The organism is Ornithinibacillus scapharcae TW25, assembly GCF_000190475.1.
GTDB classification, from domain to species: Bacteria; Bacillota; Bacilli; order Bacillales; family Amphibacillaceae; genus Ornithinibacillus; species Ornithinibacillus scapharcae.
The window spans coordinates 38,773-51,922 of record NZ_AEWH01000059.1 but is presented as its reverse complement, the minus strand read 5'-3'; the positions used below and the strand labels follow the sequence as shown (position 1 = coordinate 51,922).

Annotated in this window: 11 protein-coding genes; 9 read left to right on the top strand and 2 right to left on the bottom strand. The window is 37.8% G+C overall.

Going from position 1 to position 13,150, the window contains the following annotated elements; genetic code table 11:
• Position 1 precedes the first annotated feature (1 nt).
• From G5W_RS24715 to G5W_RS0115775, 8 genes are all read left to right on the top strand, one after another.
• Positions 2–727, top strand: coding sequence for a hypothetical protein (locus G5W_RS24715; RefSeq protein WP_337445676.1), 726 nt, complete (start codon positions 2–4; stop codon positions 725–727).
• The gene (locus tag G5W_RS24710) at positions 658–1,380 is read left to right on the top strand and encodes a sensor histidine kinase (protein ID WP_337445675.1); all 723 of its coding nucleotides are present in this window, start codon (positions 658–660) and stop codon (positions 1,378–1,380) included. Before G5W_RS24715 ends, G5W_RS24710 begins: the two co-directional genes overlap by 70 nt.
• Positions 1,381–1,417: 37 nt before the next feature.
• Positions 1,418–3,247 (top strand): translational GTPase TypA, encoded by a 1,830-nt coding sequence (typA, locus tag G5W_RS0115800; protein ID WP_010098158.1) that lies wholly within the window; start codon positions 1,418–1,420, stop codon positions 3,245–3,247.
• Between the two features lie 126 nt (positions 3,248–3,373).
• The gene (locus G5W_RS0115795; RefSeq protein ID WP_010098157.1) at positions 3,374–4,438 is read left to right on the top strand and encodes a PQQ-dependent sugar dehydrogenase; all 1,065 of its coding nucleotides are present in this window, start codon (positions 3,374–3,376) and stop codon (positions 4,436–4,438) included.
• A 188-nt stretch (positions 4,439–4,626) separates the two neighbouring features.
• Complete coding sequence (gene treP / locus G5W_RS21385; protein WP_010098156.1) at positions 4,627–6,537, top strand: PTS system trehalose-specific EIIBC component; 1,911 nt, start codon at positions 4,627–4,629, stop codon at positions 6,535–6,537.
• Positions 6,538–6,735: 198 nt separating this feature from the next.
• A complete protein-coding gene (treC, locus tag G5W_RS0115785) occupies positions 6,736–8,394 on the top strand; it encodes an alpha,alpha-phosphotrehalase (protein WP_010098154.1) in 1,659 nt (552 codons plus the stop codon).
• A 12-nt stretch (positions 8,395–8,406) separates the two neighbouring features.
• Positions 8,407–9,117: a trehalose operon repressor gene (gene treR, locus G5W_RS0115780; RefSeq protein WP_010098152.1), complete on the top strand. Its 711-nt coding sequence runs from the start codon at positions 8,407–8,409 to the stop codon at positions 9,115–9,117.
• Between the two features lie 131 nt (positions 9,118–9,248).
• A complete protein-coding gene (locus G5W_RS0115775; protein WP_010098151.1) occupies positions 9,249–10,931 on the top strand; it encodes a glycoside hydrolase family 13 protein in 1,683 nt (560 codons plus the stop codon).
• Between the two features lie 69 nt (positions 10,932–11,000).
• Here G5W_RS0115775 and G5W_RS0115770 read toward each other — a convergent pair whose 3' ends face one another.
• A complete protein-coding gene (locus G5W_RS0115770; protein WP_010098150.1) occupies positions 11,001–11,183 on the bottom strand; it encodes a hypothetical protein in 183 nt (60 codons plus the stop codon).
• Between the two features lie 183 nt (positions 11,184–11,366).
• Entirely contained in the window at positions 11,367–11,801 is a 435-nt protein-coding gene (locus tag G5W_RS0115765) for a DUF4064 domain-containing protein (protein WP_010098149.1), read from the bottom strand.
• A gap of 152 nt (positions 11,802–11,953) precedes the next feature.
• Between G5W_RS0115765 and G5W_RS0115760 the strand changes: the two genes are divergently transcribed.
• Positions 11,954–13,105: a thiolase family protein gene (locus G5W_RS0115760; protein ID WP_010098148.1), complete on the top strand. Its 1,152-nt coding sequence runs from the start codon at positions 11,954–11,956 to the stop codon at positions 13,103–13,105.
• The last annotated feature ends 45 nt before the right edge of the window (positions 13,106–13,150 follow it).

The window sequence follows — 13,150 nt, the reverse complement described above, 5'->3', positions numbered from 1 at the left end:
TATGAAGCTTCAATATCAACTTAATGCTGCATTTACAGCGATGTTACTTATTATTATGGCGGTAACAGGTTATGTCATATATTCCCTAATTCTTAATTTGCTTATTCAAGATGAGCAAAGACAGCTGGAGCAAAAAGGGGAAATTCTAGTAAGTGTTCTAGATGAAGCCTTTATCTCAAGAGAAAATTTAATTGGTTTTAATGAATTTCTAAAGGAACAAGATTTACAGTTATTCTTATATGATCGCAACCAAAACTCCGTTCTATTTTCTACTTTACCAACTCAAGTTGTAACAGGACTATTTATGAATAACGACTTTAGCGATCAAAAGGAAGAGTTATGGGTATATGGGAATGAAAAGTATGTTACATCAAGGATTCTATTTGTTCCGCAAAGTCTTGGAATGGAGCTAATTCTTTTAACACCACTACAAGACTTACAAGTCGTGCAACAGAATTTCATACAACGGATGCTAATTGTTTTTCTGATTGGAGCAATCGTGGCTATTGGGCTTAGTTACTTCTTAACTAGAAAGCTTGTGACACCACTGACTAATCTGAAATACCAATTAAAGAAGATAGAAAAAGGAATTTTGATGAAATTGAACCAATCAAGGCTTCTGGTGAGGTGCGAGAGGTTGCACAAAGTGTTTATGATATGGCACATGAATTACAACGCTATATTAATTCACAGCAAACCTTTTTCCAGAATGCTAGCCATGAATTAAAAACGCCACTAATGACAATTCAAGGTTATGCAGAAGGTATTAAGGAAAAAGTATTTGATGAAGTAGAAGAGGAGAAGGGCTTAGAGGTTATCGTATCAGAAGTGAATAGGTTAAAAAAGATAATCAATGAAATGATTTTACTTGCTAAATTAGAAAGTGAGGAGACTTCATTTAAGAAGGAATCTGTCTCTGTAGAGAACCTTGTAAATCAGGTGTTGGAACGGGCACTTCCAATTGCTGCAGAGAGGAAAATTGAAATGCAGCAAAAGGTGGCACCTAATCTTCATTTAATCGGAGATGAAGAGCGATTACTAAGAGCCTTACTTAATCTGTCCTTCAATGGAATACGTCATGCGACAACAAAGCTATCGATTACTGCGCTTGAGGAACAAGGGTTAATGAAGATAATGGTTGAAGATGATGGTGAAGGGATATCCGATGATTTAATTCCACATATATTTCACCGTTTTGTGAAAGGTAAGAATGGGGAAACCGGACTAGGTCTGGCGATCTCAAGAGCAATAGTTGAACAAACTGGTGGAAAGATTGAAGTAGGTAAATCTAAATTGGGTGGCGCGCTTTTCACCTTAACTTTTCCAATAACTTCAAAAAAAATAAAGACAGTTAACCCGCTATGTGATATAATTGTCTAGTTTCATTCTACTCGGAAAAATAAGAGGAGCGTACTTTATGCAATTAAGAGAAGATATCCGTAATATCGCAATCATTGCACACGTAGACCATGGGAAGACAACCTTAGTTGACCAACTGTTAAAATACTCAGGTACATTTCGTGAAAATGAGCAAGTTGATGAACGTATGATGGATTCCAATGATATCGAACGTGAACGTGGAATCACAATTTTAGCGAAGAATACAGCGATAAGCTATAACGATAAAAGAATTAACATCTTAGACACACCTGGACATGCTGACTTCGGTGGTGAGGTAGAGCGTATCCTGAAAATGGTGGATGGTGTTGCACTTGTAGTAGATGCATACGAGGGTACTATGCCACAGACTCGCTTTGTATTGAAAAAGGCTTTAGAACAAAAATTAACACCAATTGTGGTGTTAAACAAGATTGACCGTCCTAATGCTAGACCTGCAGAGGTTGTTGATGAGGTATTAGACCTTTTCATCGAACTAGGTGCAGATGATGAACAACTTGAATTTCCAGTTGTGTACGCATCGGCTTTAAATGGTACGTCTGGATATGAGCCGGAAAACCAGCAGGAAACAATGGACCCTATTTTTGAAACGATTATCGAGCATATTCCAGCACCAGTTGATAATCGTGAGGAGCCACTTCAATTCCAGGTTACTTTATTAGACTATAACGACTATGTTGGACGTATAGGTGTCGGACGTGTCGTACGCGGTAAAATTCATGTAGGACAACAAGTAGTTGTTATTCAAAAGGATGGTTCTCAAAAATCATTCCGTATTAGCAAGCTATTTGGTTTCTTTGGATTAAAACGTATCGAAATCGAGGAAGCAGTTACAGGTGATATTGTAGCTATTTCTGGTTTGGAAGACCTGAATGTTGGGGATACCATTTGCCCTGCAAGTCATCCTGATCCACTTCCAGTATTGCACATTGATGAACCGACGTTACAAATGACTTTTGCAACGAACAATAGTCCATTCGCAGGTCGTGAAGGGAAATTTGTGACATCCCGTAAGATTGAAGAACGTTTATTGAAACAATTAGAGACAGATGTTAGTTTACGTGTAGACCCAACAGAGTCTCCAGATGCATGGATTGTTTCTGGTCGTGGAGAATTGCATCTTTCTATTCTAATTGAAAATATGCGTCGTGAGGGATATGAATTACAGCTTTCCAAGCCAAAAGTAATTCTTAAAGAAATTGATGGTGTACTTTGTGAACCAGTTGAACGTGTACAGGTTGATGTACCAGAAGAGCATACTGGTGGAATCATGGAGTCTTTAGGTGCTCGTAAAGGTGAAATGTTGGATATGGTTAACTTTGGTAATGGCCAAGTTCGCCTTGAATTCAAGGTTCCTTCTCGAGGATTAATTGGATATACGACAGAGTTTATGTCTCTAACACGTGGTTATGGAATTCTTAACCATACATTTGATGCTTATGAACCAATGATTAAAGGACAAGTCGGAGGTAGACGCCAAGGTGTGCTTGTTGCTTTAGAAAATGGAAAAGCTTCTACGTATGGAATTATGGGTCTCGAAGATCGAGGCATTATCTTTGTTGATCCAGGTACAGAGGTTTATGCAGGTATGATCGTTGGGGAGCACAATCGTGAGAATGACTTAACAGTTAACATTACGAAAGAAAAACACCTAACAAACGTACGATCTGCAACAAAAGACCAAACATCTGTAATTCGTAAATCTAGAAATATGTCTCTAGAAGAGGCATTAGAATATCTAAATGACGATGAGTTCTGTGAAGTTACTCCGGAATCGATTCGTTTGCGTAAGAAGATTTTAAATAAAAACGAACGTGAAAAAGCTGCAAAACGCTCTAAGTTGGTTTAATTACAATAAAGGATATCCAAAGGAATTTGTTCCTCTTGGTATCCTTTTTCTATTTAATGGAAAATATGCTTACCATAATACCTACAATCAATTACAATAAAATTAATATACGTACCGAGAGGAGTGGTGAATATTCGCATACTAATTTATTTTATGATGATAGTCCTATTAATCGGGTGTTCTACCAAAGAGGATGATCAAACCGTTACGAAGATAAATGATTCCGATTATCAGGTAATTGCAACAGGTTTAAAGATTCCATGGGAAATTGCCAAGGTGAATGACACAATATATATAAGTGAACGAGTAGGTTCCATTATTGAAATGAAGGATAACGAAATGACTCGTAGACAGGTAACATTAGAAAAAAATCTTTCTAATCAGCCTGAAGCAGGATTGCTTGGAATTGCCTTTCCGGAAGAATTCTCCAATAAGGCCTATGCTTACTACTCCTATGCCGATAATGATGGATATTTTCAACGTGTTGTAGAAATTCAAAAAGAGGAAAATAGTTGGCGTGAAACGAAGACCCTTCTTGATAGAATACCGGGAGGGAAATTTCATCAGGGCGGTAGAATAAAAATTGGACCTGACGATAAATTGTACATTACAACTGGTGATGCTACAATACCAGAACTAGCACAGGATGTAACAAGCTTAGCAGGGAAAATTCTAAGAATGAATTTAGATGGATCTATTCCAGAGGATAACCCATTTGAGAATAGTTATATTTATTCTTATGGGCATCGTAATCCGCAGGGGCTCGCGTGGGATGGTGAGGGGAATCTATATGCAACAGAGCATGGTTCCAGTGCCCATGACGAATTAAATCTAATTCAAAAGGGGAGCAACTATGGTTGGCCAACGATTCAGGGGGATGAAACGGAATCTGGCATGGTAACTCCTGTCATACACTCTGGTAATGATACATGGGCCCCTTCTGGTTTAACATATCTAGATGATAAATTGTACTTTGCTGCATTAAGAGGTGAAGGACTGAGAGTATATGACAGGCAGAATGGAACCTTAGAAGTGCTTCTACCTGAAATTGGCAGAGTTCGAGATGTATTCGCAACAGAACAGGGCATATATGTTATTACGAACAATACAGATGGCCGCGGGAATCCATCTCCGAATGATGATCAATTATTACTTATTCCAATTGAATATCTAACTATGCTATCTGAATGATTTATTCTTAAATAGCTTTTTTAACTGGCATTACAATACTTTTCGAAAGTGTTGTAATGCCTTTCTAATTTGTGGAAAGGATAAAAATATAAAAATGAAAACCTTTACAAACTTGTATATACAAGTTATACTAAAAAATGAAATCAACATGTATATACAAGTTTAAGGGCGGAAGGGGAGTTATTTCTGTGAGTAAAGAACAATTAATCTATTCTCCACTTAGTGGGAAGATAATAGCTTTAGAAAAAGTACCTGATCCAACTTTCTCGGAAAAAATGATGGGTGATGGTATCGCAATTGAACCAATAGATGGTGTTGTCGTAGCACCTTTCGATGGTGAAGTTATACAAGTGTTTCCGACGAAGCATGCGATAGGGCTTAAAGGTGAAAGCGGTATCGAGGTTCTCATCCATATTGGACTTGAAACCGTTTCACTGAATGGGGAAGGCTTTGAAACGTATGTCTCTGCTGGTGATAAAATTAAAGCAGGTGATAAGCTAGTAACATTTGATGTAGATTTCATTAGGAAAAATGCAAAAAGTATTGTAACACCAATCGTCATAACAAATGGTGATCAATTTGAACCTCTGAATAAGACGGATGAAAAAGATGTTGTGGCATTGGATTCTGTGTTATTAGGTACGAAGGTCAAAGTGCAAGGCAACTTTAGTCAGAGTAAAGAGAAATCAACTGGTATACAGTACGGTCAAGAGGCCAAAGACATTGTAAATGCAGTCGGAGGAATTGAAAATATTGCTGGTGCAACGCATTGTGTCACAAGGCTGCGTTTTGCATTACATGATGAAGAAAAGGTTGATAAAGATGCCTTGGAAGATATGAATATCGTAAAGGGCTCATTTTCAGCAAATGGTCAGTTCCAGGTAGTTATTGGGCAAGGGACAGTAGATAAAGTTTACAAAGCTATGGTGCAAAAAACAGGCATCCAAGAGGCTTCAAAGGATGATGTAAAAGCATTAGGGAGTAAAAAGCAGAATGCCTTACAACGTGGAATTAAGACGCTGGCAGATATCTTTATTCCAATATTACCAGCCATCGTGACTGCTGGTTTGTTAATGGGGATAAATAATATTCTAGTTAACCCAATTTTCTCTGACCAACCAATTGTGGAGATGTATCCATCTTGGGCTGGTATTGCAGATATGATTAATATTATCGCGAATACTGCCTTTACATTCCTACCAGCATTGATAGGATGGTCCGCAGTAAAGCGTTTTGGTGGAAATGAATTACTAGGTGTTGTTTTAGGATTAATTCTAGTTCATCCAGATTTGATGAATGCATGGGGATATGGTTCAGCACTTACGGAAGGTACTATTCCTACTTGGAATCTATTTGGATTTGAGATAGAAAAAGTTGGGTATCAAGGTCAAGTTTTACCAGTGTTAATCGCTTCATGGGTATTAGCGAAAATGGAAATATTCCTGAAGAAACGGGTGATTGATTCCTTACAATTATTAGTAGTAGCGCCGATTGCTTTATTAGTAACTGGATTCTTAGCATTTATTATTATTGGGCCAATTACCTTTACAGTTGCATCATGGATTACAGACGGTCTAGTTACTGTATTTGATGCATTTCCAATTATCGGTGGATTATTATATGGTGGACTTTATGCACCGCTTGTTATTACTGGTATGCACCATACATTCTTAGCTGTTGACTTGCAGTTAATTGGTAGCACAGGAACAACATTCCTATGGCCAATCGTAGCATTGTCTAATATTGCACAAGGTTCTGCTGTATTTGCCATTATGTTTGCTGCTAGAGATGAGAAATTAAAAGGATTAGCTGGTACTTCTGGTATTTCAGCTTGGCTAGGTATTACAGAACCTGCAATGTTCGGGGTTAACTTACGATATCGTTTCGCATTCTTCTCAGCGATTCTCGGAACAGCTATTGCTGGAGCATTCATTACGTTACGTGGGGTTCAAGCTAGTTCAATAGGGGTAGGAGGAATTCCGGCTCCACTATCAATCCTAGCAGAAGACTGGCTTTCATTCCTAATTGGAATGGCAATTGTTATTGTTGTACCGTTCCTACTTACTTTTGTAATGGCAAAACGTAAACTTCCGAAATAAGGTGACACTTCATTCAGTGGGGGAAATGCTCCCCCCTGAGTGATGCCTGTAATCAACGGACATTGACTTGCAGATTACCACTTAACATCTTTGTAACCTCATTTGCTTTAGTGGAGGTATCCGACATTTAGACGTAATGTTTATAGTCGGCCTGTGGAGTTAGATGCGGGATAAGACAGAAAAATAGGAGTGAATAGAATGCAGGAAGAAGCTTGGTGGAAAAAAGCAGTAGTCTACCAGATCTATCCAAAAAGTTTCAAAGACACTACCGGAAACGGTATGGGTGATATTCAAGGGATTATAGAGAAGTTGGATTATCTACATAAACTAGGTGTCGACGTTTTGTGGTTGACGCCTGTTTATCAATCACCGCAAAAGGATAATGGTTATGATATAAGCGATTATTATGAGATTGATCCAAGATATGGAACAATGGAAGACTTTGAACAACTATTGGAAGAAACACATAAACGTGGTATGAGATTAATTATGGACTTAGTCATCAATCATACTTCGACAGAACATGAATGGTTCAAAGAAGCATCATCTTCAAAGGATAATCCTTACCGGGATTTTTATATTTGGAAAGATGCTGTTGACGGGGATGTTCCGAATAACTGGGTATCAAAATTCGGAGGTCCTGCATGGCAATTTGATGAAAAAACAGGTCAATACTACCTTCACTTATTTGATGTTACGCAAGCTGATTTGAACTGGGAAAATGAACAGCTTCGTGAAAAAGTGATTGAAATGATTCAGTTTTGGGCGGAAAAAGGGATTGATGGTTTCCGCTTGGATGTCATTAACTTAATATCAAAAGATCAAGAATTCCCCAATGATACAACTGGTGATGGTAGAAAGTATTATACGGATGGACCTCGAGTTCATGAATATTTGCACTTGTTAAATCAAAAGGCCTTTTCTCCATATGGAATGATGACGGTTGGTGAGATGTCATCAACGACATTAGAAAATTGCGTATTATATACGAGGCCTGAGCGCCAAGAATTAGCGATGACGTTTCAGTTCCACCATTTAAAAGTGGACTATGAAAATGGTGAAAAGTGGACAAAGGCACCATTTGATTTCATTGAATTAAAGAAAATCTTATCTGATTGGCAAGTAGGCATGCATGAGGGTGGAGGTTGGAATGCGTTATTCTGGTGTAATCATGACCAGCCAAGAGTGGTCTCTAGACTTGGTAACGATAAGGAATATCGTCTGGAATCAGCTAAAATGCTTGCGACTGTTATTCATATGATGAAGGGAACTCCTTATATTTATCAAGGCGAAGAGATTGGAATGACTAATCCAAATTTCAACCATATAGATGACTATCGTGATGTAGAATCTTTAAATGCATATAAATTACTACAACAAGAAGGTAAAACTGAGGAAGAAATCTTGGATATCTTACGACAAAAATCTCGAGATAATGCTCGTACTCCTATGCAATGGTCGGCAGAAGAAAATGCAGGCTTTACTGATGGACAGCCGTGGATTCAGCCTTCTCCTAATTACCAGGAGATTAATGTAGAAGAAGAGCTAAAAACGCATAATTCTACCTTTAATCATTATCAAGCCTTGATCGATTTACGGAAGAAATATGATATTATTACCTATGGGGATTATCAATTACTACTAGATGATGATCCACAAATATTTGCTTATACACGCAACTGGAATGGGGAACAGTTGATCGTTGTAAACAACTTCTACGATACGGAAGTTGAAGTGAATCTACCGTTGCAATTAAAAGAAGGAACTGAGATTTTACTTTCCAATTACTTCGATTCTCCTATTTCCGCTCGTTTACAGTTAAGACCGTATGAGTCAATCGTGTACTATGCAAAATAAAAGAGGGAAATAATGCAAAAAAAATATGTAAAGATCTATGAAGAATTGGCTAATAAAATCGACCATAAAGTATGGGAAGCTAATGATATGCTACCTTCAGAAAATGAACTAGCAGAAACCTATAATACATCCAGAGAAACAGTCAGAAAGGCACTTAATTTACTATCCCAGAATGGCTATATTCAAAAGATTCAAGGGAAGGGATCTATGATACTTGATGTTCATAAGTTCTCTCTCCCTGTATCTGGGATTGTTAGCTTTAAAGAAATAGCTAACAATTTGAATTTAAGAAGTAAAACGATAGTCGAATCAATCGAATACATAGAAAAGGGCCATGCTGTTTATAATCAATTGGATATTAATAACCAGCCTGTTTGGGGAACAAAAAGGGTGCGTGAAATATCCGGTGAAAGAATTATTTTGGATAAGGATTATTTTACAGAAGAATATGTTCCTCTTCTCCCTGTGGAAATTTGTCGAAATTCTATTTATGAGTATATCGAGAACGAGTTAGGACTCTCTATCGGATTCGCTCATAAAGAAATTGTAGTAGAAAAAGTAACCGATGAAGATAGAATGCTATTAGATGTGGATGGTTATAACGTAATAGTGGTCATTAAAAGCTTGGTTTATTTAGATGATGCCAGCCTATTCCAATATACAGAATCAAGACATAGGCCAGATAAGTTTCGCTTTATAGATTTTGCGAGAAGAGTAAAGTAAGGGGGATGTCTCTAGGTATGATGCCATCAAATAGAGACATTCCTCTTTTTGGTAGTTGAGAATTGGTATGAGAACGTTGCATAACGATCAGTGAGGTTATGGTGACTTATAAATCATTGGAGGGATACAACATGAAGAAAGCATGGTGGAAAGAATCAGTCGTCTATCAAATTTACCCAAGAAGTTTTTATGATAGTAATGGAGATGGTATCGGGGATATCAATGGAATCATTCAAAAACTAGATTATCTAAAAGAACTTGGAGTTGACGTTATTTGGCTATCTCCAGTATACCAATCACCAAATGATGATAATGGCTATGATATATCTAATTATCAAGCGATTATGAAAGAGTTCGGCACTATGACAGATTGGGAAAAACTTTTAGAGGAGATTCATCAACGTGATATGAAATTAATGATGGATCTTGTGGTGAATCATTCATCTGATGAGCATCAATGGTTTATTGAATCCCGAAAATCAAAGGATAATGCATACCGTGATTATTATATTTGGCGACCTGGAAAGGAAGGGAAGGAGCCTAACAACTGGAAATCTACATTTAGTGGCTCCGCTTGGGAGTACGATTCAGAAACAGATGAGTATTACCTACATATTTTTAGTAAAAAACAACCCGACTTAAACTGGGAAAATGAAAAACTTCGTGATGAAATTTATTCAATGATGAGATGGTGGTTGGATAAAGGAATTGATGGGTTTAGAATGGATGTCATTAACTTTATTTCAAAGGTTCCTGAACTTCCAGATGCCCCTAATCCAAATGGCGAGCCATATGTTTCAGGTAGTCGTTTCTTTAAAAATGGACCGCGAATACACGATTATCTGCAGGAGGTGCACCAAGAGGTACTTTCCAAATATGAAGTCATGACAGTTGGTGAGATGCCTGGTGTTGATGTAGAAGAAGCGAAAAAATATACCAATCCAGAACGAAATGAACTAAATATGGTATTTCAATTTGAACATATGGATCTTGACTCTGGACCAGGTGGGAAGTGGGATCTTAAGCCATTAGATTTAAGGGACTTAAAAAGTAATATAACGAAGTGGCAAACCGGTTTACATGGGGTTGGTTGGAATAGCCTATATTTGAATAATCACGATCAACCACGTGTTGTTTCAAGGTTTGGAAATGACACTACTTATCGTGTGGAATCAGCTAAAATGCTAGCTACATTCCTCCACATGCTACAAGGTACCCCCTATATTTATCAAGGGGAGGAGATTGGTATGACAAATGTAAAATTTGCTTCCATTAATGACTACCGAGATATTGAGATTTTAAATATGTATAAAGAAAAGGTCCTAGATAGACAGGAAAACCATGATCAAGTGATGCAATCGATATATGTGAAGGGGAGGGATAATGCCAGAACTCCTTTCCAATGGAATAATAAACCTAACGGTGGATTCACAACTGGTGAGCCTTGGATTAACGTGAATTCCAATTATAAAGAAATTAATGCGGAAGCGGCAGTAGCGGATCCGAAGTCTATTTTCCATTATTATCGAAAGCTCATCAAGCTAAGAAAACAACATCCCATTATTGTCTATGGAGATTATCAGTTAATGCATCCAGAAGATAAGGAAAGCTTTACTTATCTACGAACATTAGGGGAAGAGAAGTTATTAGTGATAACGAATTTCACGGAAAAAGAGATTACGTGGAATGTACCGGGGAATTTAGAGTTTAAGGCGAAAAAAATCCTTATATCCAATTATGCAAATCGAAACTTGAGTGAATTAAAAAACCTTACATTAAAACCATACGAAGCAATTGTATATTTAGGAGAATAATGATAAGGGCTAAGCTAGCAGGGACAATAATCATTCCGTGGGGGAGTAGCTCCCCTCACGGAATGATTATTATTTTCTTTTTTTAGACCGTTTTTCATCTGGGATATATTTCGTAAAATACGCTGCAAAAATTAAGCAAATCAGGGTTAGCCCCCATGTTACTGCTCCAGTCCATTGCAAATCTAATTGCAATCCAAACGTTAGTATTAATGCACCTAGAGCAAGGAAAATTGCAGTTAAAAAGCGTTTCATGTTAACACCTCAAAGGGAGACTTCCTTCAGAAAGGATATTTGTATATATTATATACCACAAAAATCACAATGTGTGAGTCTAATCTCCTATTTAGATAGATAGGAAAGAGTCACTATTTTACCGCACACGTAATGAGAAATACGGATTATATCTAGCCCTATTAAAAAACTTCCTGATTTGAGTTAATTCTCGAGTTGTTGTTTTGGTTTTCGAGCTAAACACAAGATACCAGCAATTAAGTATAGTATTCCACTTAGAATACCACCACCAACTGTGAGGATGACATAGAGAACCCCAGTTGCAATAAAAATTATCCCAGCTGCTACAGGTTGCTTGTTCCCTTTTATTAATACCATCGCTATAATACCTAAGATAATGGCTACAATCGGTAAAATAATAAGTAGAGTACCACCACGTGCTAAGTCAATGTTAAATATATTTTCTACAACATCTACCTCTGCTGGTGTTAACGGAAATTCCTCTGGGTTATTAAGCATGATATCTTGAATGTAACCTTTATTATTTTCGGCCCAAATTCTGATAAAACCAAAGAATAAAGAGATTAAATAAAAAACAGCACCGATAACGCCGAGTGTTACTTCTGCTATACGCCTCATGAGTTATACCTCCTTTTCCATATCTACTTCCATTCTATACGAAAAAGGTCCATTATAGTTTCATTTTAACTTAAATTTTTTCGGTGATATAATATATAGAATTGTTTGAATTTATAACCTATAATGTGAATGAAGACTTTGGAGGTGTAAGTATGCGAGAGGTAGTAATTGTGGACGGTATACGAACGGCTGTAGGACGAAAAGGTGGTGCATTAGCGAATGTGCGTCCCGATGATCTTGCTGCAATAGTATTAGATGCCTTAATGAAACGGACGAGTGTTCCGAAACAGAATGTGGAGGATGTTATCTTAGGATGTGTAACACAGGTCAATGAACAAGGTGGTAATATTGCACGAACAGCAGCACTTATTGCTGGTTTCCCCATCCATGTTCCTGGTGTAACAATTGATCGACAGTGTGGCTCAAGTCAGCAAGCAATGCATTTTGCTGCACAAGCTATTGCAGCAGGTGACATGGATATCGTCATCGCAGGTGGAGTAGAAAGCATGACACGAGCGCCAATGTTTTCCAATATGAAGGACATAAAACCAAGTGAAAAGTTACGTAAAAAATACTTGATAGTTAATCAAGGGGTATCCTCAGAAAAAATCGCGGAGAAGTGGGGTTTTACGAGAGAACAACTTGATGAATATTCCCTGTTGAGTCACCAGAAGGCTTTGGGCGCGATTGAGAAAGGCAATTTCAAAGCCGAAATACTTCCGATTGAAGTAGAGGATAAAGAAGGCAACCAATATACATTTCAAGTTGACGAAGGCCCAAGAAAAGACACGTCCATGGAAGCATTGTCGAATCTAAAGTCCGTTTTTCAAGAGGAAGGGGTTATTACGGCGGGAAATGCTAGCCAGATGAGTGATGGCGCAAGTGCTGTATTATTGATGTCTGGGGAGAAGGCAAAAGAATTAGGGTTAAAGCCAAGAGCTAGAATTGTAGCAAGAACGGTTGTTGGTTCAGATCCAACACTTATGTTGACAGGGCCAATCCCAGCAACACAACGAGTCTTAGAACTTTCGGGATTATCTATTACTGATATGGATAGATATGAGGTGAACGAGGCTTTCGCACCTGTACCAATGGCATGGTTGGAAGAGATAGGAGCAGACCCAGAGAAGCTTAATGTTAATGGTGGAGCGATTGCTTTAGGACACCCTTTAGGCGCCACAGGAACAAAGCTTATGACTTCTCTACTTTATGAACTGGAGCGAATAAATGGCCGATACGGATTATTAGCCATTTGCGAAGGGATGGGCATGGCAAATGCCACGATTATTGAAAGAATTGTATAGTCTATTTAAAACAACCGCAAAGATAGTGCGGTTGTCTTAATGTAT